The sequence below is a fragment of the Paenibacillus sp. FSL H8-0168 genome (genome assembly GCF_038592955.1).
GTDB classification, from domain to species: Bacteria; Bacillota; Bacilli; order Paenibacillales; family Paenibacillaceae; genus Paenibacillus; species Paenibacillus polymyxa_B.
Genome location: NZ_CP151948.1, coordinates 2355526 through 2378941, shown reverse-complemented (window position 1 = coordinate 2378941; position 23416 = coordinate 2355526). Strand labels below are relative to the sequence as shown.

At 46.1% G+C, this 23416-nt stretch carries 24 protein-coding genes and 3 pseudogenes; 5 read left to right on the top strand and 22 right to left on the bottom strand.

Annotated features, from left to right (window positions below):
• Window positions 1-147: 147 nt before the first annotated feature.
• Complete coding sequence (gene gnd, locus MHI21_RS11240; protein WP_342420005.1) at window positions 148-1041, bottom strand: phosphogluconate dehydrogenase (NAD(+)-dependent, decarboxylating); 894 nt, start codon at window positions 1039-1041, stop codon at window positions 148-150.
• 54 nt (window positions 1042-1095) lie between these two features.
• The gene (gene zwf / locus MHI21_RS11235) at window positions 1096-2598 is read right to left on the bottom strand and encodes a glucose-6-phosphate dehydrogenase (RefSeq protein WP_342420004.1); all 1503 of its coding nucleotides are present in this window, start codon (window positions 2596-2598) and stop codon (window positions 1096-1098) included.
• A gap of 290 nt (window positions 2599-2888) precedes the next feature.
• On the opposite strand from zwf, the gene MHI21_RS11230 reads away from it, so the two are divergent.
• Together MHI21_RS11230 and MHI21_RS11225 are read left to right on the top strand one after the other, a co-directional pair.
• On the top strand, window positions 2889-3209 hold the full coding sequence (locus MHI21_RS11230) for a helix-turn-helix domain-containing protein (RefSeq protein ID WP_007430161.1): 321 nt from the start codon (window positions 2889-2891) through the stop codon (window positions 3207-3209).
• A 142-nt stretch (window positions 3210-3351) separates the two neighbouring features.
• Entirely contained in the window at window positions 3352-3681 is a 330-nt protein-coding gene (locus tag MHI21_RS11225; RefSeq protein ID WP_165175555.1) for a hypothetical protein, read from the top strand.
• Between the two features lie 10 nt (window positions 3682-3691).
• On the opposite strand, the gene MHI21_RS11220 is transcribed toward MHI21_RS11225, so the two are convergent.
• The 7 genes from MHI21_RS11220 to MHI21_RS11190 form a co-directional block, all read right to left on the bottom strand.
• Window positions 3692-4615 carry an NAD(P)/FAD-dependent oxidoreductase gene (locus MHI21_RS11220; protein ID WP_342420202.1) on the bottom strand — a complete coding sequence of 308 codons (924 nt, stop codon included), beginning with the start codon at window positions 4613-4615 and terminating at the stop codon, window positions 3692-3694.
• A 241-nt stretch (window positions 4616-4856) separates the two neighbouring features.
• A complete protein-coding gene (locus tag MHI21_RS11215) occupies window positions 4857-5459 on the bottom strand; it encodes a nitroreductase family protein (protein ID WP_025722870.1) in 603 nt (200 codons plus the stop codon).
• A 106-nt stretch (window positions 5460-5565) separates the two neighbouring features.
• Window positions 5566-5844, bottom strand: a complete 279-nt coding sequence (locus MHI21_RS11210) for a hypothetical protein (RefSeq protein ID WP_165175556.1) — start codon at window positions 5842-5844, stop codon at window positions 5566-5568.
• Between the two features lie 130 nt (window positions 5845-5974).
• Entirely contained in the window at window positions 5975-6301 is a 327-nt protein-coding gene (locus MHI21_RS11205; protein ID WP_061830316.1) for a (2Fe-2S) ferredoxin domain-containing protein, read from the bottom strand.
• Window positions 6302-6336: 35 nt separating this feature from the next.
• Entirely contained in the window at window positions 6337-6837 is a 501-nt protein-coding gene (locus tag MHI21_RS11200) for a metallophosphoesterase family protein (RefSeq protein ID WP_342420003.1), read from the bottom strand.
• Window positions 6838-6861: 24 nt separating this feature from the next.
• Window positions 6862-7296 (bottom strand): Rrf2 family transcriptional regulator, encoded by a 435-nt coding sequence (locus MHI21_RS11195; RefSeq protein ID WP_342420002.1) that lies wholly within the window; start codon window positions 7294-7296, stop codon window positions 6862-6864.
• A gap of 97 nt (window positions 7297-7393) precedes the next feature.
• Window positions 7394-7771, bottom strand: a complete 378-nt coding sequence (locus tag MHI21_RS11190; protein ID WP_023988297.1) for a DivIVA domain-containing protein — start codon at window positions 7769-7771, stop codon at window positions 7394-7396.
• A 144-nt stretch (window positions 7772-7915) separates the two neighbouring features.
• Between MHI21_RS11190 and MHI21_RS11185 the strand changes: the two genes are divergently transcribed.
• A complete protein-coding gene (locus MHI21_RS11185) occupies window positions 7916-8485 on the top strand; it encodes a TraR/DksA C4-type zinc finger protein (RefSeq protein WP_061830314.1) in 570 nt (189 codons plus the stop codon).
• A gap of 93 nt (window positions 8486-8578) precedes the next feature.
• On the opposite strand, the gene MHI21_RS11180 is transcribed toward MHI21_RS11185, so the two are convergent.
• From MHI21_RS11180 to hrpB, 6 genes are all read right to left on the bottom strand, one after another.
• A complete protein-coding gene (locus MHI21_RS11180) occupies window positions 8579-9583 on the bottom strand; it encodes a Gfo/Idh/MocA family oxidoreductase (RefSeq protein WP_061830313.1) in 1005 nt (334 codons plus the stop codon).
• 19 nt (window positions 9584-9602) lie between these two features.
• Window positions 9603-9965 carry a helix-turn-helix transcriptional regulator gene (locus MHI21_RS11175; RefSeq protein WP_013310011.1) on the bottom strand — a complete coding sequence of 121 codons (363 nt, stop codon included), beginning with the start codon at window positions 9963-9965 and terminating at the stop codon, window positions 9603-9605.
• A gap of 264 nt (window positions 9966-10229) precedes the next feature.
• Window positions 10230-10868 carry a CatB-related O-acetyltransferase gene (locus MHI21_RS11170; RefSeq protein ID WP_342420001.1) on the bottom strand — a complete coding sequence of 213 codons (639 nt, stop codon included), beginning with the start codon at window positions 10866-10868 and terminating at the stop codon, window positions 10230-10232.
• A gap of 142 nt (window positions 10869-11010) precedes the next feature.
• Window positions 11011-12183: an acyltransferase gene (locus MHI21_RS11165; RefSeq protein WP_165175564.1), complete on the bottom strand. Its 1173-nt coding sequence runs from the start codon at window positions 12181-12183 to the stop codon at window positions 11011-11013.
• A gap of 270 nt (window positions 12184-12453) precedes the next feature.
• Window positions 12454-13041 carry a general stress protein gene (locus tag MHI21_RS11160; protein ID WP_103047817.1) on the bottom strand — a complete coding sequence of 196 codons (588 nt, stop codon included), beginning with the start codon at window positions 13039-13041 and terminating at the stop codon, window positions 12454-12456.
• Window positions 13042-13160: 119 nt separating this feature from the next.
• Complete coding sequence (gene hrpB / locus MHI21_RS11155; protein WP_342420000.1) at window positions 13161-15689, bottom strand: ATP-dependent helicase HrpB; 2529 nt, start codon at window positions 15687-15689, stop codon at window positions 13161-13163.
• 323 nt (window positions 15690-16012) lie between these two features.
• On the opposite strand from hrpB, the gene gluQRS reads away from it, so the two are divergent.
• Entirely contained in the window at window positions 16013-17008 is a 996-nt protein-coding gene (gluQRS, locus tag MHI21_RS11150) for a tRNA glutamyl-Q(34) synthetase GluQRS (protein WP_342419999.1), read from the top strand.
• Between the two features lie 64 nt (window positions 17009-17072).
• On the opposite strand, the gene MHI21_RS11145 is transcribed toward gluQRS, so the two are convergent.
• The 7 genes and pseudogenes from MHI21_RS11145 to MHI21_RS11115 form a co-directional block, all read right to left on the bottom strand.
• Window positions 17073-17447 carry a DnaJ family domain-containing protein gene (locus tag MHI21_RS11145; protein WP_076264218.1) on the bottom strand — a complete coding sequence of 125 codons (375 nt, stop codon included), beginning with the start codon at window positions 17445-17447 and terminating at the stop codon, window positions 17073-17075.
• 124 nt (window positions 17448-17571) lie between these two features.
• A pseudogene (locus MHI21_RS11140) lies at window positions 17572-17765 on the bottom strand (XRE family transcriptional regulator).
• A 105-nt stretch (window positions 17766-17870) separates the two neighbouring features.
• Window positions 17871-18038, bottom strand: coding sequence for an aspartyl-phosphate phosphatase Spo0E family protein (locus tag MHI21_RS11135; RefSeq protein ID WP_019687040.1), 168 nt, complete (start codon window positions 18036-18038; stop codon window positions 17871-17873).
• Between the two features lie 391 nt (window positions 18039-18429).
• A complete protein-coding gene (locus MHI21_RS11130) occupies window positions 18430-19794 on the bottom strand; it encodes a helix-turn-helix transcriptional regulator (protein ID WP_342419998.1) in 1365 nt (454 codons plus the stop codon).
• Window positions 19795-20675: 881 nt separating this feature from the next.
• Window positions 20676-20857: pseudogene (locus tag MHI21_RS11125) on the bottom strand (CRISPR-associated endonuclease Cas2); the annotation flags it as partial.
• A 106-nt stretch (window positions 20858-20963) separates the two neighbouring features.
• Window positions 20964-21170 (bottom strand): annotated as a pseudogene (locus tag MHI21_RS11120) (CRISPR-associated endonuclease Cas1).
• A gap of 346 nt (window positions 21171-21516) precedes the next feature.
• Window positions 21517-22626, bottom strand: coding sequence for an NADH:flavin oxidoreductase (locus tag MHI21_RS11115; RefSeq protein WP_341161677.1), 1110 nt, complete (start codon window positions 22624-22626; stop codon window positions 21517-21519).
• Between the two features lie 216 nt (window positions 22627-22842).
• On the opposite strand from MHI21_RS11115, the gene MHI21_RS11110 reads away from it, so the two are divergent.
• Window positions 22843-23385 carry a TetR/AcrR family transcriptional regulator gene (locus MHI21_RS11110; RefSeq protein WP_342419997.1) on the top strand — a complete coding sequence of 181 codons (543 nt, stop codon included), beginning with the start codon at window positions 22843-22845 and terminating at the stop codon, window positions 23383-23385.
• Window positions 23386-23416 lie beyond the last annotated feature (31 nt).

The window sequence follows — 23416 nt, the reverse complement described above, 5'->3', positions numbered from 1 at the left end:
TCATCCTTCCGCCTTTTTCACCTATTGTGCGGATATACAAGGAAAAATATGCATATGCAGCTTTTGCAAAAATCCAATAAACAACAAAACATATAGCAATATCCCCGCAGTTGTGAAGCTACGGGGATAGATACTACTTATACGTTATTACTTCTTTTCTACCGCGTGACCGCCAAATTCATTGCGCAACGCAGCAACCACTTTCCCGTTGAACGTGTCCGCATCAAGAGAACGATAGCGCATCAGCAGGGACAAAGCAATGACTGGAGTTGCAGCCTGAATGTCCAATGCTTCTTCAACCGTCCATTTTCCTTCACCAGAAGAGTGCATAACCCCACGGATTTCGTCCAGGTTTGCATCTTTGGAAAATGCACGTTCAGTCAAACCCATCAGCCAAGAGCGAATAACAGAACCGTTGTTCCACACGCGCGCTACTTGTTCATAATCAAAGTCAAAGTTGCTTTTTTCTAGCACTTCAAATCCTTCACCGATGGAAGCCATCATGCCGTACTCCACACCGTTATGAACCATTTTCAGAAAATGTCCGCTTCCGGATTTACCTGCATACAAATATCCATTTTCCACTGCTGTGTCACGGAAAATAGGCTCAACAACCGCCCAAGCTTCCGGATCGCCACCGATCATGTAACAAGCGCCATTACGTGCGCCTTCCATCCCGCCTGAAGTTCCAGCATCCATGAAGCTGATACCATATTCTTTTAGACGGGCATGACGAGCAATAGACTCTTTGTAATGAGAATTACCACCTTCAATAATGATGTCTCCTTTGGACAACATCGGTTGAAGCTGATCCAGCACAGAATCAACAATTTGGTGAGGAACCATAATCCACAATACTCTAGGGGATTGAGTTGCCTGTACAAGCTCTTCCAATGTAGAAGCACCTGTAGCTCCATAATCCTTCATTTCTTGGATGGCGGCTGCATTGACGTCGTAAGCGACAAGTTCATGCTTATGATCGATCAAATTTTTCCCGAGATTCAAGCCCATTTTTCCCAAACCAATTAATCCTACTTGCATAGTAAAGGCCTCCTGCCGTAGCAAACATATTTTGTATATACTTTCTTGTTGGTGTTAAGAACCAACGACTGCTTTTTCAGTGCTTTCGGACTTTTCGTCCAACCACCATGTAAAGCCTTGCTCTTCCAACAATTGATCTGAAGCTTCTGGACCGTAAGAGCCTGCTGCATACGTATGAAGTGGGACCTCACCACGAGCAAAAGCTTCCAGTACAGGTTGAACCCACACCCATGAAAGCTCAACTTCGTTCCAATGAGCAAAAAAGGTGGAATCGCCGCGTAGCGCATCAAAGATGAGGCGCTCATAGGCTTCTGGTACATCCTTAGCCTCGGAATGATAATTCATCAGAACCGTTTCCAGTTGACCAGCGTTTAGCGGGTCTCTGCTATTCAGACGCAGCGTTACCTTTTCATCCGGGTTAACATGGATGATCAGCAAGTTCGGGTCAGTCGGTTGCCCTTGAGCGGCATAAGGATCTGTGCTGTCCTTTTTGAATTCCACGACGATACGAGTAGATTTTTCTTTCATACGTTTGCCGGTACGAATATAGAACGGCACACCCGACCATTGTTCGTTGTCAATCCATAGGCGAGCTGAAATGAAAGTATCATTTTGCGAATCAGGTCCGATATCCGGCTCTTCTTTATAGGAAGGAACTGCTTTTCCGTTGATCTCACCGTTGGTATATTGGCCTCTAACCACGTTGGAAGCAATGTCGGAAGGATCAAGCGCACGAAGCGCGTCCATCACCTTGCTTTTTTCGTCACGCACCTGGTCAGCCGTGACATGTCCCGGCTTGTTCATAGCCGTCATCATCAACACCTGCAGCATGTGATTTTGTACCATATCACGAATAGCGCCGGAATGATCATAGTATCCCGCTCGCTCCTCCACCCCTACAGTCTCGGAAGCGGTAATTTGCACATTGGCGATGTATTGATTGTTCCATATTCCTTGGAGCAATGGATTAGCAAATTTTAAGGCTTCCAGGTTTTGCACCATGGGCTTACCTAAGTAATGGTCAATACGATAAATCTCATCCTCAGCAAAGGTTCTGCTTAGGCGATCATTCAGCTCACGTGCGGATTCCAGATCATGTCCAAATGGTTTTTCAATAATGAGCCGTTTCCAACCCTTTGTTTCAGCTAGACCACTCTCGCGAATATTGAGGGCAATCACATCAAAAAATTCCGGTGCCACCGATAAGTAAAACATGCGGTTCCCCGGAATTCCCAAGTCATTTTCACGTTGCTCAGCAAGCTGTAGCAGCTTTTTATAATCTTCCGGGTGGTTGACGTTCAATGCGCTGTAACGGAAAGCACTTAAGAACTGATCCATCTGTGCACGGTCTTCATTCACGTGTCTGGAAAAATCCTTAATGGATTGCTCTACATTACTTTGAAATTGCTCGTCCGCCACTTCACGACGCCCCATCCCAATTACAGAAAAGGAAGCCGGAATTTTACCTTCTACAAACAAATTATACAAGGCAGGGTAAATTTTGCGTTTTGCCAAATCCCCTGTCGCTCCAAATAAGACAAATGTCATTGAATCCATGAATTATTCCTTCTTCCCATTATAAAGATGAGGTTATTAAAAGTTACCTGAGGAATTAACGTAACCCATAATACACCCAAAATAAGGGGCAAGTCAATCAAATTTTAGCGAAATCGTGAACATTCGATATATCCTGTAATGATAACGTTTTCTGTGGTATGATTGACGAAAGGAAAGAGAAAAAACTGTTAAATATGTCACAGTTGATACAAAGCGTTATAGTTACTATTGGTATACAGAGTTACTTTTAGTATACTGTTTAAAACAACAATGAAATTGAGGGGATTCAGATGAGCGACGACAGGCAGCCTAAGCTTTTGTGCGGTAAGGTGGAACAGTCCTTTCAGATCATCAGCAAAAAATGGACCGCTCTCATCATTCATACTTTGATGGAACATCCCAAACGATTTAGTGAAATTCACGTCTCCATACCTGATCTTAGCAAACGCATGCTGAACGAACGCATCAAGGAACTAGAGCTTTCCGGCCTGATCCTTCGCAATGTCATCACAGAGCGGCCTGTGCGTACTGAGTATTCGCTGACACGCAAGGGTAAAGAGCTAGGTGATGCATTGAATGGTGTGGAGAGCTGGGCCGAGAGATGGCTTTAACCGCTAACAGGAGGTCATCATACATGGTCTCCTGTTATTGTGTTACCCCATGTGGATCATAATACAAACTATAGTACGAAATTAATGGGACAACCGCGTAGCAGCTCATGATTTCAGAATGAGCCAAGGAAGGATGAAAACGATGGCATTTGGCATTACTCGCCAGGAACTTATGGCCTGGAAAAGAAAGGTCAGTCGTGGTGAAATTGCTTTTCTGACACATTACTGGCTGGATGATCGCTTTCCAGGCATTACAACTGTCACCAAGGTAGGATGTTCTGATTTGGACAAGCTGCGCTTATGGTGCAACCAAAACGGATTAGACCCCCAATATATTCATCAGCGTCAGCCCTATCCGCATTTTGATCTCATCGGTAACAAACAAGCGGAAATTTTACGTAAGTATGGCATTAGCGATCAATTTAAACGCTTTGAACTTCAACTCCCAACGAGTACACGCCCATCGTTCTAAACCGCAGCTCTCAGAGCTGCGGTACTTTTGTTTTCATACCAGTTAATACCTTGTGTATCCAAATCGCTGACATAGCCCCTTCTCCCATCGCCACAGTCGCTTGCTCGGCATGAGCTCCTAAGTCCCCGGCTACCCATACATTTTCCACATTTGTCATTTTGCTGCGAGGATGAGTTTCAATATGCTTATTGTGCAGCAGATGTACACCCAGTTGCTCTGCCAGCTCTGAATGAACATGATTGCTGCCAAAAGCTAAAAAGCCCCGCTCTGCTCGAACCACTTGTCCATCAGCCAGACGCACTCCTTCAAAACAGCCCGGTTCTCCGGTTATAATCTCAGAAATGGCTTCTTCCTTATAGCCAATCCCTTTTTCCCGCAGCTTCACAATCAGCTCGTCCGGCACCTCTGAACGCTCATGATTGACATAAACAAGTTGATCGGTGCGCGCTGATAAAATCAGTGCCATGGAAGCTCCTGCTTTGCCTGCTCCCATGACGACCGTGCTGCGATCCTGAACCTCATAACCGTCACAATCCGGGCACACATATACACTGTTGCCCAAGCAGGCTTGTAACCCATCCAGCTTTGGAAAACGGTCCGTTAGCCCTGTAGCTAACAACAGCGTCTTAGATGAATACACGGTTTCTGCCTCTACTTGAATGTCAAAAAGCTCATCTCTTTTGGCGGCTTTTACCGCCTTCCCTACAATAAACTCAGTACCTAGTTTTGTGGCTTCATTACGTCCAAGCCGTCGCAGCTCTTCACCAGAAATTCCGTCAGGAAAGCCCAAAATATTATGATACTGGTGGCACAGCGTAGATCGACCATAGCCCGAATCTATCACTAGAACTCGATGACTGCTGTATCTCCCCAATTGAATCGCTGCTTGCAATCCGGCAATTCCCCCACCAACAATAATGCAATCATAGTTCATCATTTTTCCTCCTTTGAATGCGCGTTATCCTAGACATCTGCATAAAACCGCAATAACACCAATGTAAACTTCTCATCCAATTTTAAACATAATATCACCCACTAACGGATGAATTAACCCCTGTGTCCGTATATATCAAAAGCTTACATGCCTTAAAAATGGAATGACAAAAAGCACTGTGGATACCCACAGTGCTTTACCAGGTCGAGCCTGAATCATCATTTTATCGTGAAAATTATAATTATTTAAATGTTTTTACGCGTTCTTCAACAGGCTGGAATTCTTTTTCACCTGGTTGGAATGTCGGTTTACCAAATGGCATTTCAGCAATCAGTTTCCAATGCTCAGGAATGTTCCATTCGTTTTTCACTTTTTCATCAATCAATGGGTTGTAATGCTGAAGGGATGCCCCCAGTCCTTCTTGCTCCAGAGCCGTCCATACCACCAATTGCAGCATACCATTAGATTGGTTGGACCAGATTGGGAAATTGTCCGCATAGGCTTCAAATTGTTGTTGCAGACCAGCCACCACGTTATTGTCTTCAAAGAACAAGACTGTTCCGTATCCGCTGCGGAAACCGTTCATTTTCTCGGCAGTAGACTTGAATTGCTCCTCATTGCCTACAACCTCACGTAAAATATCTTCTGTAATATTCCACAGTTTATCATGATGCTCTCCGAGCAACACTACAGCACGTGAAGTTTGGGAGTTGAAAGAGGTAGGTGTGTACTTAACAGCTTCCTCTACAATCTCTTGAATCCGTTGGTCAGAAATGACCTGTTCTTTGCTAATACCATAATAGGAGCGTCTGTCTTTCAGAGCTGTGAAGAAGTCTTTAGCCATTTTGTTACCTCCTGAGAAAAATTAATTACTTTTCGTAACTTAATATACATTACATATATCTTAAAGTCAAGAGATTTCTTTTTAAATATTACCAGTTAGTTGATAATTATACGCCACCATTATATTTTTTCTCACTGGAAGAGGTGTGCTTGGTTGCATCCTTGTCTCTCTCCTCCTGTCTTTCCATCTTCAAATCCTCTACAGGAATGGCGTCTACCGTCTGCTCGATCTCAAAACGGTCGAACAAGCTTTCCTGCTCTGTCGGATACTGCTCTGCATGATCTCGATTGATCGACTGTTTCTGATGTTTAGACTCCGTTATTCCTTTCCCCGTCTGTCCTTTCTGCTGATTCTGATCGTGCAGGTTATCTTCAAATGGGGCCATTTTACTTCCCTCCCTATCGGATTGGTGTCCACAGTATACTTTTACCTTTCACATCGGGGATTAAACGCAAAAAAGAGAAAATCTCTGCAAAGATTTTCTCTACTCATGTACTTATAGATGGTTGATTGAATTATTCCGAACTGGATTGACCTGTACACTCATGAAAAAGATGAGGTTCCAGCTTCTCTCCCGTTACGAGCTTCTGCACCAGTTGAGTCCCCGAGTCAGGGGTCATTTGACCATACCAGTCCCCTTGAGGATATACGATCACAACCGCAGCATCATGACAACGCCCATTACAGCGAGTTCTGGTCGTGTGAATATATGCTTCTGCATTTTGTTTACGAATTTCATCCCGAATTGCCTGTGTAACTTCTTCACCCTCATGTCGCATACATGTGCCTCCATTGCAGATCAACACATGATGCTTCATTGGTTCTAATTCAAAAATAGCCATAGCTTCCCCTTTAATCAACAGTTGTTGGTTTTAAATCAATGTTTATCTGGATAAAGAACAAGCTGTGCTTCCATCTGATCAGCTTCAATCGTCAGCACGATAAATGAATATTCGTCTTCGCCACGTTTGTCCGTCGGAGACCCCGGATTAAGGACAAGCTGACCGTTAATCGTTTTGACCACCGGAATATGCGAATGTCCATAAATCAGACAATCCAGCGTTTCTCCCTTAAACGTATTCAATGCGATATTTTCTGTCGTTCCTCGCCAGCCGTGACCGTGAACCATACCGATCCGCTTGCCTTCAACTTCAACGATTCGCTGATAGCCTAAACGCTCCACGATGTCCATTCCATCATTGTTTCCGGCAATGCCTTGCACAGGCGCAAACTCAGCTAGACGTTCATATACGAACCAATCCGTCCAGTCTCCGGCATGGAGAATGAGGTCACTGCCTTTTAACTCCTGTACAAGCCGACTAGGCAACGTTTTGCTTCTATGCGGCATATGAGTGTCTGAAAGTACGATGATTTTCATATCAATTTCTCCTTACCAGCGTCTTTACACAGATGAACTTTGTTGCCCCACGCACTGCTGAAGTGCCTGCTCCAGATCTCGCAGCGTAACGGTCTCGAAAAACGCCTGTATTTTCTGCTCTGCCACGGTATATAAACCATCCAACAATGCGTCTATGTTCCTGCCTACCTCACAATTATGATTGCTATCGGTATGGATGGCGAACAACGGACCTTCATCCTTGGTCGCCTCATAGATCATTTTCAGATTGATGTTTGAACTGGACATGCTTAGACGAAAGCCGCGTGCTCCAGGCGACGAATCCACCAAACCCGCTTGCTTGAGTCGGCTCATAATCCTTCTCACAACTACCGGGTTTGTATTGATGCTGGAAGCAATAAGTGACGATGTCATTCGCTCCGGTGCCCCTTCAGCCAGAAGAAGCAGACAATGGATACTAACGGAAAAATGGGTACTCATGTTAACCACCTTTATGTGTGTGCCTCATTAAATGTTTGGTAAAATGCATGTTTCCATCATACCACAATAGAGGCACCAACACAGTGCTTACTGCACCTTACTCCGGAAAATAGTCATTTTCAGGACGTACTCGCACTTTTAATTGGCGTACACTATATTCCAACTGCTTAACGATATCCTCCAGTTGACGACGGTCAAGTCCATTAAGGTCGGCGGCAGGCTTGGGTGCATTTTTCAAATCACGTATGGTTGCCTGCTGCTCCTGCCACTTGTCCATCAGGTCGGCTATATTCGCATAAAAGCGTTCGTAATCCTTGATCACTTCATCCAGAAAGGCATCCACCTCGTCCGGATCATAGCCGCGCATTTTATTCTTAAACTGTTTCTCATGAATGGAGAGCGCGTCCAGCTGAATGCCCAGTTGCTTAAACAACTGCTTTTGCTTATCCAGACGACGCTTCATATGTTCATCCATCGGTTATTCCCTCCTTAACACACTATTCTTTTTATATCACATTCTAGGCTGGGAATAAAAGCCTCTGCTGATTGCACAGCCCTATGAACGGGTATAAAAGAGCATACGTGTCACTTATCCAGACCAAGAAGGGGAGAGATGATCATGAACCACTTGAACGATTCGCAGCTTGCAGAGCTGAAACATATGTTGTTGGAGCAGAAAAAGGATTTAGAAAAGCATTTTGAACAAAACGGTCAGGAAAACGCTCCATTGGGAGAAACACTGACAGATTCTACAGGTGAGCTCTCGTCCTATGACAACCACCCCGCTGATATAGGGACAGAAACCTTTGAACGGTCCCGTGATCTGGCGATTAATGATTCGCTGCAAGACGAGCTGGAGCAGGTCAATGCAGCCCTTCAACGGATGAAGGATGGGACGTACGGGATATGTGTGGAGAGCGGGGAAGAAATTCCTTTTGAACGGTTGCAAGCCATTCCATATACAGCCTATACCGTCGAGCACACGCCAACTCGAGAATTATCGAATGACCGCCCGGTAGAGGAACAGGTCATGACTCCGCCACCCAAGGGTGCAGGTGAGGTTCGCCAACGAAATGCAGGACGATTTGACGATGCGGGCGCATGGGATGCCGTAGAAAAATACGGTACATCGAACTCGCCTGCAACTGCCGCCAAGCGTGATGTCACCGATTATGATGAAAATATGTAATGCTATACGCTTATGTATTCGTTCATCTAAAAAAGCAGCTTGTCCTTTGGACAGGCTGCTTTTTTATGCCTTACGGGAATACGGTGATCCCGTTTATCCAATTTCTATCCGTTTTCGACTGCGAGCTGACTCAATACAAGCGTCGATCACCTTCATATTGCTCACCGCATCTTCTGGCTCATACGGCAACGGGACACCATCAAGCACCGCTTTAGCAAAAGCATCCGCTTGCAGTTCAAAGGAATTAAAACCTTTCAGACGTTCCTCACGCGTAACCGAACCGACGTGGACGAAAATTTGCGGTACCACAGACGTTCTTTCCCAACCGAACATTTTGGGCATCGCAATCGTACCCTTGCTACCGAGAATTTCCATGTTGGAACGGTTGGCTGCCCACATGCCACAATCGAAAGTAAGGTTGACTCCACCCGGAAATTCCAGCAAGCCGGAAGCCATCATATCGACGTTGTCATGCTCCGGGGAAAATAAGGCATGTACCGTCACTGCCTCCGGCTCCCGGTCCAAATACATACGAGCGGCTGATATCGGATAGACGCCCACATCATATAGCGAGCCGCCGCCCATGTTTTTATTAAAGCGCACATTATCTGCCTGATCGGTATTGTTAAACGTAAACGTGCAATGGATGCCGCGAATGTCACCAATTTCCCCACTATTGATAATTTCCTTAATTCTTCGATGTTTGGGATGATAGCGATACATAAAAGCCTCTGCAAAGATCACTCCTGCACGTTGACATGCTTCAATCATGCGGCTTGTCCCAGCCGAGCTAAGAGAAGATGGTTTTTCACACAAAACGTGCTTCCCAGCCTCCGCTGCCCGAATGGTCCACTCTTCATGCAGATGATTTGGCAACGGAATGTACACCGCTCCGATTTCGGGATCAGCCAACAGTTCATCATAGCTTCCATAACTTTTTGGAATATCGAACTCCCGGGCGGCCTCAGCGGCTTTATCCGCATTACGACTAGCAATCCCAAGCACTTCTCCGCGTTCGGATTGCTGAATCGCAGGAATTACAGCGATTTGGGCGATCTCCGCAGTGCCTAAAATTCCCCATTTCAGCTTTCTACCCATCATTCTCATCCTTTCGTGGTTAGGAATAGTTGTCTTGTTCCGCTTTATGCAGCATACCTAAGCAACGGTCCAAATCGGCTTTGACCTGCTTCTTGTACAGTCGGGCTTTCTCCTCGCCATCATCTGTAAAGTGATAGAGTACAATCTCCTGAAAATCCACGCGCGGGTCTGTTCCTTTCAATCGCTTGGTACGGTAAAAAACGCCTTCCTGTACCAGCTCATGCAGCGCCCGGTAAACCTCGCTCTGAGGCGGAACATATCCAAAGCCACTAAACTCATCCTTCATCGATTCGAGCATCTGATATCCATAACCGCGATGCCTCTCCACCATTGTGATCAGATAAATTTTGATAAAAGCCCGCTGGGATATCATAAACGCCATTTCACAGCCTCCTCCACACCTTATTCGTGCACCTTATCTTCCATTATAAACCACTCTGCGTCCATACACTATTTCCTTTGATGAGATAAGAGTTTATGAGAACTCTCCATCCCTTGTGACCTGTTTTAAGATGGTGAGAGATATAGAATGAGGCGATATAGAGTAGTGTGCGCAGCGCTGAGAAATGATTTTATTGTTCTTGCTATTATGAATTTTTCATATGTTGAAATAATGTAACTAAAGCTAAAAAAATAGAGTTACAGATTACGAAGACTGGATTAATTGTTTTAAGGCCTCCGTATCGTTACTTGTCAAAACAGGAATATATTCTGTTATTTTTTGGATGTCCCAGTCCCACCATTTCAGGGTTTGGAGCATCGCTATATTTTCCTCATCAAACCGATAACGAATTAACTTCGCGGGATTTCCTCCTACAATGGAATATGGCAGAACATCTTTTGTCACCACGGCATTTGACGCAATGATCGCTCCATCACCAATTTGAACTCCGGGCATAATGGTAGCATTGTAACCAATCCAAACATCATTTCCAACCACAGTGTCCCCTTTGTAGCCCCCACTTAAATTGGGTACACCAACTTCCCAATCTCCGCCAAACGCTCCAAAAGGAAAAGTGGTAAATGCATTGGTATTATGATTAGCGCCATTCATAATAAATTTGGCTTTGGCTGCAATCGCGCAAAACTTACCAATCTTTAATTTGTCCCCTATAAAATCAAAATGATAAAGGACATTTTTCTCAAAATCCAAAGGGTTATCATCATCGTCATAATAGGTATAATCCCCGATTTCGATATATGGATTAACCACTACATTGTTCAAAAAACACAGACTTCTAATATTTTTCATCGGAAAAACGCTTCTTATATCTGGACCACTCATTTAGCGACCCTCCCCATATGGATGTGAACATCCAGTCTATCAGTATGTATACTATTAAACAAATGTAGATAGAAAAGTATCCCTTGGCCCTATTTCTTGGCTTTGGGATACTCATGTGAACATATGTGATTGGGTTATCAAATCAGGCTTGCTTTTGTAAAGCTGGCGGACCTCCAGTCGGGCGAGGACGAACCCGAAGCCCCACGATCCATTTGCCCAGAGGCAAACGTGCCAGCAGCCATGTTCCAGCAACGGAAAAGATCATACAGAGAACGAATGAAGCCAGCGTACGAAGAACGTGACTCCAGTCTGCAAACAACGTCTCGTCAAAATAATAGGTCATACGTAGCATAAAGGCATGCATGAGATACGCTCCATAGGACAACGTTCCGATGGCCGTCAGCATACTCGCCGCACGTCCCCCCTTATGAGCAATCCACGTCGCTACCCGATAAGCTACAAAAATAGACGCAACGCAATATACAGCCATGATCGGACGCAGCAGAGATAAATAGTTAAAGGAAATAACTGTACCTCGCGGCGTCTGGAACTGACCGATCATCTCATACAGTAAGTAGCCTGTAATCACGATAAACAACGGCCAGTATATCATCTGTGCTTTGGTTACCCAAGCATTCCAACGCTTGACGTTCATCCCGGCTGCCGCTCCTAGCACAAAATAAAAGAAAAAATAGATCACATTCCGGTCAGCGTACAGGGTAAACCAAGAGGTAATAACCGGAAGCTGGAGCTTATCCATCGCTTGGTATACGGGTCCAACGGCGAACATGAGCAAAATATATAGCACGCCGAATCCAGCCAATGCAGCGGGTCGCCATTTTGACGGCAGCAGCGCAGACAAATGACGGACCGCATAACGAAACACGGGAAATAACACATAACACTGGATAATCATAACGATGTACCATAGATGATAGCTGCTTTTCCCGTTCAACAACTTCTGGAAAAAATCAAGTGGGTGAATATATCCACCACTTTGGGCAAGCTGATTTCCCAATTCGTATAAAAGAGACCATATGATATAAGGAACGATGATGTCCATGAATCTTTTACGTAAAAACGTTCCGTACTTTAAGGCTCCATCATAATTGTAAAATAACACCATTCCAGTGATAAATACAAACACAGGAACTGCAAATTTGGAACATAGCAGTAAAAGTGTCATCAATACCCCGTCCTGGATGCGCGCCCCCTGCGCAACCGCATAGTGTGCGACGGAATGCTGAAGAACAACGGCCGCAAAAGCCAGCCCTCTCAGCAAAGCGACTTCGGAAATTCTCTCTTTTTGACTCATGTCACTCTCCTGTTACATCTAGCAATTTATAAATCCAGGATTTTTGCAAAATCCTCAATCTATTATAACGACAATTCTGTAAAAATATATAGAAGGTTAAACGTGCCAACCGCATGCAAAGCATCGTTTATCTCAGGTTTATCAATGAGTAAAAATATGTAAAAGCAGCAGTCCTCCCTCTCAGGGAGACTGCTGCTGTAAAAACAACCTATATGCAAAGGAAATAGGAAAGCCTACTGTACATCACTCTCTTAACTAGCCGTAAGGTGTTTACAGGTTCCTTCTAGTATCTGTGTACACATCTGTACGCGGCGTGTCCGCCACCGTATCATCATACGTTCTGTAACGATCCGCATTCAGCGAACGGTTGGTGCGGAAAATATCATAAACATCCCTGTGATGGTCAGCGGAATCCACCAGCACTAAAATCTTGCCCTGATCGACGTAGGTCTCGTATTGACGTGCATCATCCTCTGGAATGCCCAGCCCGACCAGTCCACCGACCAAGCCACCTGCTCCCGCTCCGACAGCTGCTCCGGTAAGAGTAGCCGCGATAGGTCCAGCGGCAAGGATAGGTCCGATACCCGGAATAGCCAAGGCCCCGATGCCTGCCAGCAAGCCAGCGACACCGCCTACAACTCCACCTGTAGCCGCACCTGTCGCTACACCCTCCGGTGCCTTCGTGCCTGTCTCTTCGCTAATCGTCCTCAGCTCGTCACGGTCACGGGTGATCACAGAAATCTCACTGCTTGGAATTCCTTTGCTCTGCAATTGTCCTATCGCACGAGATGCTTCCTGTTCTGTATCAAAAACACCAACAATTTTCTTTTCATTATAATCGTTTAAGTTATTAGCCATGATAGTTACCTCCCAAATATTTTAGTGTTGAGTGGTTCGTTTTTCATTACCCCACTATTATGACGTTTAAACGATTTTACAAAAATTCAAAAAGTCGATTAGCATAAAATAGCTTCTATTTAACGCTTTGGCTTTGCTCTGTTGGTCGCCACAGCTTCCAGTGGATCATCCGGCCAATAATGCTTGGGATATCTGCCCTTTAGATCCTTTTTGACCTCAAAATAAGCCTCGCTCCAGAAGCTGGACAAGTCGGAAGTCACTTGGACAGGTCGCTGGGCAGGTGACAGTAAATGCAATACAATTGGCACACGTCCGCGTCCAATACGAGGCGTATCCCCCATACCGAACAACTCTTGTAGTCGTACGGCCAGCGCTGGTGCCTCAGGATTTGAATAATCGACAGGAATGCGGGAACCGCTGGGTACGCGGATATGCGTCGGCGCTTCCTGATCAAGCAGCTGCCGCTGTTCCCAATCCAGCCTGCCAAGCAGCAATGCAGCACTGTCCAGCCGTTGCAGATCGGATACATTTTTGGCTCCTATAGCAAAAGGTAGCAGCCACGCTTCCAGAGAATCCAGCAATGCCGATTCCGTGCAATCCGGCCAGTCCTCAGGGGCCGAGAAGTGCATAAAAATCAAACGCGCCTGCAACTGGAGGGTTTGCCGATTCCATGACAGCAGCTTTAGACCTCGTTCACGGACACCCTGCATCAAGGCAGCAGCTACTTCCTCTGCCGGAGGTCGCTCATAGGACGTTTCCTTTAAGACAAGTGAGCCCAACCGCAGTACTTTGCGGGCTCTCACTGCTGAGGCGGAGCTATCCCAGTATACGTTAGCTTGTTCCAACAGCATTTCACTGCAATGCTCGACCAGCTCTTGCAGTTCAATTGGTGCCGCCAACTGAATGGCACCGTCTGCTCCCTCGTCGTCCACTTCAGCGGCGACGAGATAGGACGAACGCGACATCCACTCCACTTGTCGGAGTCGCGCCCCCCGACCGCCGCTAAGCAAAAAGCGGCCATCCCCCCGGCCCTGCGCGATCCGATCCGGATACGCAAAGGCCAACAGCAGCCCGCAAGCCGCGGAGCCGTCAGGCTCGTCCTGCGCTGCGGCTGCTGTCGGCAGCGTGGCTAGCAGCTGCCGGCTCTCCTGCACGATACGGCGAATCACCGTATCGTCTGCCGTCCGCAGCAGGCTGTGGGTGCTGCGGGCATGGGTCGCCTCGCGCAAGGCGTCCAGTCGCGGGCGTAAATCCGTTCCGCCATGAGCGCGGAACGGGTCCCGCTCTTGCAGCAGCGCAGCCAGACGGCTGGCAGTTGGTGCCAGGCCGAGGGCGGCTGCGCGCAACAGCATGTGCCCGAGGCGCGGGTGCGTGCCCAGGGCGGACACCTCGCGCCCATGCGCGGTAATGCCGCCTGTAGTGCCATCGGCTGCTTCACCCAGGCAGCCGAGCTGGTGCAGCAGACCTGTGGCCTGGCGGTACGCCGCCTCAGGCGGGGCATCCAGCCAGGCCAGCTCGGCGGGCTCGCGCACGCCCCAGGCCGCTAGCTCCAGCGCGAGCGGGGCCAGATCCGCCGCGGCGATTTCCGGGCGGCTGGCATCGGGGAGCGCGGCTTGCTCCTGCGCGCTCCACAGCCGGTAGCATACGCCCGGCTGGAGGCGGCCCGCCCGTCCGCGCCGCTGATCGGCGGAGGCCTTGGACACCTTGACCGTGGTCAAACGGCTCATGCCGGTTCGCGCGGAAAATACAGACTCCCGCGATAGTCCGCTGTCGATCACCACCGTGATTCCGGCGATGGTCAAGCTAGACTCGGCAATTGAAGTGGCCAATACCACTTTTCGACTGCCCGAAGCCGACGGGCGTATTGCTTCATCCTGCTGCTCCAGCTTCATGCTCCCATACAGCGGAATGACCTTGACATGTGCTGGTAAATGCTTTGAAGCCAATTCTCGTTCCGTTCTGTGAATTTCTCTAGCCCCTGGTAAAAACACCAGCAGATCACCTTCATGAGCATGGAGTACCTTTTCTACCGTCTCAACCGTAAAGGACTCTAATGAAGTTGACGAAGGTTTGGATATATGAAAGGTTTCTACCGGAAATACAGTGCCTGGACATTCCAGCAATGGCGCATCCCCTAATAATCTACATACAGGCTCTGCCTCCAGGGTGGCAGACATGATTAATATCTTCAAATCCGGTCGCAACAGTGCCTGGCTTTGCAGGGCAAGTGCCAATCCCAAATCTGCATGCAGGCTGCGTTCATGAAACTCATCAAAAATAATCAGGCCGACTCCCTCCAACGCCTGATCATGTTGCAGCATCCGGGTCAGTACGCCTTCCGTAACCACTTCAATCCGTGTGTTTGGCCCTACCTTTGTATCCATACGAACCCGATAACCCACGGTCTTCCCGGTGGGCTCTCCGAGCGCTTTTGCCATTTGCGCTGCTGCTGCACGCGCTGCCAAACGCCTCGGCTCCAGCATAATCATCTTTTGCCCTGCCAGCCACGGCTCATGCAGTAGCTCCAGAGGTGTTACCGTCGTTTTCCCCGCTCCCGGCTGTGCAATCAGTACCGCCGCCGAATGGGATTGCAGTGTATGTTTAAGCTCGGGGATCACTTGCATAATAGGCAGTTGTTTATCTGTCAATGAAATCTCTCCAATGATACGCTTGATGCGTAGAATCTAAGTTTTAATTTCTTTATTATTGTGAATTTTTCATTACCTGTAATTATCGAGCACTGAATAGAAAATGCTAAGCTGCCCTCTGGGACTTCTCTTCGGTCTGTCGTGCATAATTCTTCTAAATCTATTATACAGATATTTAAATTTCCCGTCTGGCCATCGCAGCTATGTAAGTTTTCTGTGTTAGCTCCTATACCTGTCGGGATGCACTCGCGGCAAGATCGTTTTATAATGTAGTTTGATATGGATTGCTGAAGGACGGAACATAGAATCGAGGTCACTTTCGTATGGAATTACAGGCCCAACCCATCAGAGGGCGATTTGCCCCAACACCATCGGGATGGATACACTTAGGAAACGCTCGTACTGCCTTATTATCCTGGCTGCACGTTCGTTCCCTGGGCGGAACCTATATTTTGCGCATGGAAGATATTGATATGACGCGAGCTCGCAGCCAGTTGGCGCAAGGGATTATGGAAGACTTGCGCTGGATCGGGCTGAATTGGGACGAAGGACCCGACATAGGCGGTCCCTACGGTTCCTACACTCAAAGCCAACGGCTGGAACGCTACCAGTCTGCATTGGAGAAACTACAGAGGCAAGATTTACTGTATCCTTGTTTTTGCAGTCGGGCCGACATTCTGGCCGCCGCCCATGCTCCACATGGACTGTCTGGTGAAGGGCCTGCGTATTCGGGGGTATGTCGTAACCTTAGCTCTCAAGATGCAGTAGCCAAAGCACAGCATAAACTCCCTTCACTTCGCTTTAAAGTACCGCAACATACAGATGCCGTTATTTCGTTTCATGATCAGGTAGCAGGTCATGTGGCCTTTGGTGCGGCTGAGGGGGGCGATTTTATCGTCAAACGAGCCGACGGCATGTTTTCCTATCAGCTGGCTGTCGTTGTCGATGATGCGGATATGCATATGACCGACGTACTACGCGGGTATGATCTTCTCGATTCGACTCCCCGCCAGCTATTGCTGTACCAAGCTTTGGGGTTGCAGCCGCCACGTTTTGCACACGTTCCCCTTGTCCTAGGCCCTGATGGGCGAAGGCTGGCCAAACGACATGGTGGCGTAGCACTCCGAGCTATGCGCCGACAAGGGGTCACACCGGAAGCAGTCATTGGCTGGCTCGCCTATTTTTCAGGGCTGCTGGATTCACCTGAGCCTGTGAAGGCTGAGGATTTAATCGATGACTTTCATTTGGACAAACTGCCCAAAGAACCTGTCATCCTGACGAAACAATGCCTCACGAGATTATCTGCACTGCAACGGTAATGAGGTAAAGCGCGGAGATTAAAGTGTACGGGCAAGGGCATTCCGCCCTTTGCTCCTCTCGCTTCTATTCCTCCAGTCGCTTACGCATAGCGGACTCATATTCATAAAATACAGATGACGTATTCAGCCCTCTTTCCTCCAGCAGCATACGGAGACGTAGTGATTTTTCAGTCAGCCTGCGACTGATCCGCTGTTGCTCTCCTGCCTCATGGCAAGCGTGAAGCAAATCACGTAACTGGACACATTCCTTTTGTAACTGAAGCTCTTCCGGTAAAATGCCTGCATTCTTCAACAGCTTGTACGACATCCGCAGCTCCTCTGGAACATGTGACAAATCCTCGATCACCAGTGGCTTGCCCTCTCCCGGTAAATGATCAAATTCACCTTTGGCCATCGCCTCGGCAATCTTCTGCTCTGCCATTCTGGAGAACATCCCCATCGCCCCTTTCCACTCCTTGTATTAAACATCCTATGTACAATCTATATTAAAGAAACCTGGAGTCCTTTGCCACTGTAGCTTACATATCATTAGTATGTCCTGTTTACATAAAGGAGAAAGGGGGTTATTCTTCGATCCCAAGCAATTGAGATACTTGCACTCTATATTTTTTGGCCTTACGTGTTCCGTGAATGAGATTGGACAAACGGCTAGCAGGAATATGATAGGTATCACAAATGTTCTCTGATCCATTTGCCTCTCAACTAGCTTTTCTTTGATTTTCCAGCCAAAAGGAGTTACAGGATTTCGTTTGTTCAACAACGTTATCACCTCTTCATAAGTATAGGATTTAGAATTTTGATTGGGGTTTGGGGATTGGAGTTCGTCTTCTTCCTTTAAAAGCGCGTCATGCACACACATTAGCTAAGATTTCATTTTGCAGGTTTGGTATTGATTCAATAGTTCATCCAGTTTCATGGATTGTTCAATCACTTTGGGATGCGTTAAAAATCCATATTTCTTCTGGACTTGGTACAGTCTTTTTCTGGCCCGTTCGACACGAAGTAAAGTCACACCTGGATTCATCAGCATGATTCCCCCTTCTGTGTCGTATCCTAATACAAAACGTAAACTTTTGGATTTTTTGAAAATTTGCTCGACAAAAAAAGTGCTTCTGCAGCATTCCAGAGGCACTTTTTTGGCGTTTTATGTTTATTTAAAAAAATGCAACAGACTCCTACAAGCTGAACTTAAAATTCAACTATTGTTTCACTACGCAGTCGGATGTTGCTTCCCATCGTCACCGCCCCCGTATTTCCTTAAAAAAGTCAGAGGAGGGTTAAAATTCGTGGCAAAAGCGACCGCTTTACTTGCACAGCAACATTCTACCTTCTTCGTTTTCCATATATATTTTATTTTATTCAACTTGGAATCAACACTGAGAAATGATTAATAACTATTAATAATAAAATAATCTTTCTTTTCACCCTTCTCTAACTAAACTTTCATACTTCGTACACATCCTAAAGTCTGCAAATTGTTTGAACTGCTCAAATAATCTTATACAGCTAATGAAAAAGGCTTCTTTGTTAATGACTAATGATTTAGATAAAACGTCTAGTAAGTATTTAAATCCATATGAGTAATTACCTTTATTTAAGTAGTATTTAGCCAGTTCATATTTAAAACGCGTTGATTGTTCTGGAACCACTTGATGAGTGTACATATCAGCAGATGGTTGCTGTTGGGTGATCGAATCTATCTCCGTTTCGAACTGCTTAAGTATTTCATCCACATCAACTTGAAATCGGTTAGCCGCCATCATAATATTCAATAGTTGAGTAACCATTTCTTTAGTGGTGTTTGATGATACACTAATATATTCAACATAATCTGGAAGCACACTTATATCTCCGGACAATAGTTTATTTACATACGTATTACCTTCTGACCAATGTTTGTACAAGTTGACCCAGTGTTGAGTGTTCTCATCCGTCTCTATGACCCAATCCAAGTTTGCGTAGGCGTATGCATATTGTAGGGCTTGTTGATAATCACCTTGAGCTTCACAGACACTGGCGCACAGTAAATCAGCATAAGTAATGTATGCGAATAACGGACACTTTGTTTTCTTGCCAGAACCCTCTCGCTTCTTCTGCTGATGCTTCAACGAATATTGGATTTCCGCTTTATCTCTCATTTTTCGAGCTGTCGCATCAAGCCGATCCCATAAGCGCAAAGAACGATACACATTCGCTAAATCTTTTAGGGCATCAAGCTGATCTATTTCATCCAGTCGTTCCATGAAGGGTTCAAATAGCGTTGCTACCTTGAGATTTCGGCTTTGATCATCTCCAACTTGAATCGTGAATATACGATATTGGCAGGTGGCCAAACGTTCAGAATGCTGATATTTCTCCACTTCTACGACATTCTCATAGAGAGGCAGCGCGGCTGCATGTCGTCCCTGTTCAAATAATGCTTCTGCAACATCAAATAGCCTGGACGCATACAGCGGATTATCCATGATATGTCCAACCATTCGACGGATTGCATCCAGCTTGTCCAGCTCCGCACAACGATACAATAATGGCTCGATTCGCCTAAAATTCGGGGAAAGGTCAATGATGTAATTTTCTATGTATAGATCGTAAAAATAGCCTTCTGGCAAATCCATAGCCACAGTGATTCGGTCTAGCTGCTGTACGGAAACAGGACGATGCTGAGTAATCCAATTACTAAGCGTTCTTTGATGAACCCCTGAATATTCGGCAAATTGACTCAACGTCATATCATTTTGTTTTAGATAATCCTCAAACTCCGCTGAAATCGTAGGTGTATGCTTCAAGTCATAACCATCCTTCACATAAAAATTCCATTATTTTAAAAATCACCCTCTATTCTTCTCCATAATTAACCATCTGTCAATATATTATGCAACTAATGTTTATAACGAAAATTCAGCATAACTTACACACAAGGGAAGATTGTGAAAACGAATAGCAAAAGTAAAATTGAATTGCCGAAATAAAAGGTTTCACAGAGTTGACATGACTATTTCATTTCTCCATATTCTTTACTATTAGTAAATGATATAGAGTTCCCAGGTAGAAACTCTGTTGTACCTTTTAATCAAATGAAAAATCCCCCGATTTTGATGTAATCAAGGGATACATAGGTTCATTTCTCTCGCTTTGATAATGCCAAATTGATTATTTCTCCACTCACAATTCCTGTCAGAATTGCATAGATTCCCATAGCATTCATCTGATATCCCAAAGCATAAAATACCCCTATAACTATTGCGTAGTTCAATAGAATCGTTGCATAACGCTTTAGAAACTTACTAATGGAAATCCTCATAAGCAACTCCCACCTTATTTTATACTTCAACATAGTAAATGTTAGTTCATTATTGTATAAAAGTAAGGGGGAATTTGTCGAATAAGGAATCCGTTAAAAAGAAATTTGCACTTATTCACTGCTGGGCAGGCCACGAAATAAGACTTCTTTTTTCATATCATTCACGCACTCACATGGAGTGCGACAGCGAAAATGCAGTAATTCATACCCTAATGATATCAATTCCACACATTCTCGCAAAAAACGATGCCAAAAAGGCTTGGATCAACCATTGCCCTTTTCTGAAGGCAACCGATTCAATTGCTTTTCGACATTTTTCGAGGTGCGAAGGACCCGGGATTTTTATGTGAGCTTCACATTCGCACCTTACAGAATCAGCGGACTTTCCATATCGTAAGCTTCTTTGGCCCCTATATGATCCACTTTCTTTTTGTAGTTATCTTCTAAGTTGTAGAAGCGCAAGCTGTCTTCTGTTTTGTCTATCAACTCTTCGAGTTCGTACTTTAAACGTCGAATTGGGTAAAATCCGAAATACATTCACATAGGGATAAATAATCCTATCCTGTTTCATTGTGCCATGCCTTCATTACGATTTTTCCTTGTAACATCGTTTATCATGGCAGCCCCGTTTTCTTTTTTTGTAAAATCTTTTATTTAATCATTTTTCTTATTAATCAATGTAAGGATAAAACGGCCGGCATATACTTCTCGAAGTTCTTCCATCACATCCAATGCCAATAAGGCTCACTCTGAACAACCTCTATGCAGAAAACCTACATAAGCATCCAAGCCCACAGCTTCCAGTGCCCATTTCATATCGTTGGACAGCAGTGTATAGGCAAAAGAAAATAGGGCATTCACATTATCAAACGGCGGGCGTTTATGGTGTCCATGGAAGTGAAAATCATCTTTTTGCTGTAAGATCAGCCCATCCTAACGGAATTGTACTGAACCATCGCCGTCCTTCCAAACCGCACAGCCTGATACACTTTTGGATTTCGGTTTGGGGATAGCAGGCCGCAATCGTCTTCGTCAGTGTATTCTTTTTCTGATCTTATCGTCCATCTGTTTTCGTTTGGTTGTTTACATTGTCTTTATACAATATACCATCACCCTAATTTATGAAATCAAACAAGCGGATCAAGGCTGGATGTCTTAACCTGCTTGTTTGGTTTTCTTATGTCACCTTCTTATGACAAGCACGCAATCAATACAGATTGGCTGCAGACTCAGGAGTAAAGGCTAGAATGTCCTCTGTCCGTCCCTCCCGGATTTTCTTCGCCCATGCCGGATCACCCAGGAGCGCGCGTCCGACAGCTACCAGATCAAACTCACAGTTATCCAGCCGCTTCAGCAGCTCCTTCAGTCCTTGGTTGTCTGCCTCCTCTCCATCTGCGGGATCATTGTCCATGCCTACGGAGCCAACAGTAATCGTTGTCTTCCCGGTGAGCTTCCTCACCCATCCGGCAAGACTAAGCTCCGAACCTGCAAATTCCGGTTCCCAGAATCGGCGCGTCGAGATATGAAAAATGTCTACGCCCGCTTGTACCAGCACAGTCAGGAATTGCTCCAGCTGCTCCGGCGTATCTACCAGCTTCGCCGTATAATCTGCCATTTTCCACTGGGACAGGCGCATGGAGATCGGATAATCCGGGCCGACGGCAGCGCGGACTGCCTGGACAATCTCGGCTGCAAACCGGGTACGCTTCAGGAAATCGCCGCCATAGCGGTCCGTCCGTTGATTGGTTTTCTTCCAGAAGAATTGGTCGATCAGTAAGCCGTGACCGCCCGACAGCTCAATTCCGTCGAAGCCAACCTGCTGTGCATTTACTGCCGCATCGGCAAAGGATTGGATGACCTTGGCAATTTCTTTTTCCGTCATCGGCTCGCTTACTTTGTTCCCCTGCATATCCAGTCCCGAAGGCCCAATCGACGGAGCGTCCGGGTAAGGCTGGGAACCCACGGGGCGAATCATCCCCATATGCGATAACTGCGGGAATATGACCCCTCCAGACTCATGGACCTGTCTGACCACTTCCCTCCAGCCGTTCAAAGCGGCTTCGCCAAAGATACTAGGAAGTCCGGGCTCACTTGTTGCAGCCGGATGGTCAATCATGCCTACGGTGATGACGAGCCCTACCCCGTTCTCTGCGCGGCGTCGGTAATAGGCGGCAGTATCCTCACCCGGCACTCCTTCCGGTGCAAAAGCACGCGCCATCGGCGACATTACAATCCGGTTAGGTATAGTTAATTGATGAACCGTATGAGGTTCAAATAAGGCCTCCAGTGAATGAGTTTGCTGCTGCTCTTTAGTCAAGAATAACGCCTCCTATAGTTTCAATAATTATTTTCAAAGTGGATATGAGTGCAATAGTATCAAGCTCCTGTTCCCGCTTCAACCAACAATCCGACTAATTTGTTGCTTAAGCAAGAAGTGAAAAAAACTGTCGTATTAGGAGATAATAATTGTTGTCTATTCAACACATGTTTATAATAAGAGATTAGTATCTTTACTGAAAGGAGTGTTCAAAGGATGGCTGGTGTACTTCCTCCCAATCCAAACGACCCGCGCGTCATTCGGACACGTCAATTAATTCTGGATGCTTTCATCCAGCAGTTGAACATCATGGACTTCAACTCGATAACTATCGGTGACATCACCAAGGCAGCCACGATTAACCGGGCGACCTTCTATGCACATTTCCCGGATAAATATGCGCTGTTCGAAGCCTTTTTGCTGGACGCATTTACGAATATGGTAGTCTGTAAAGTCGATACGAAAGGACCTTTGACGAAGAAGACGCTTCTGGAGCTTATTGTGGCATTATGTAATTACCATGAAACAAGCCACCACTGCTTCAAGAAATACGATTCAGTGGCCCTCTTGCTTGAAGAAAATATCAAGCTGCATCTTGAGAAACTCACCCTTCAGCTGATCTCTGGAGCAGACGCCGCTGCGGACTCGAAGTCGCTCGCAACCGCAGCAACCCTGTTAAGCTGGTCTTTATACGGTGTTACCTACCGCTGGAACCTGGAGGGAAGAACAGAGCCCCCTCCGAGCTGGCTGTGCGGGTAATGCCGCTGATCACCGACGGGTTCCACATGTT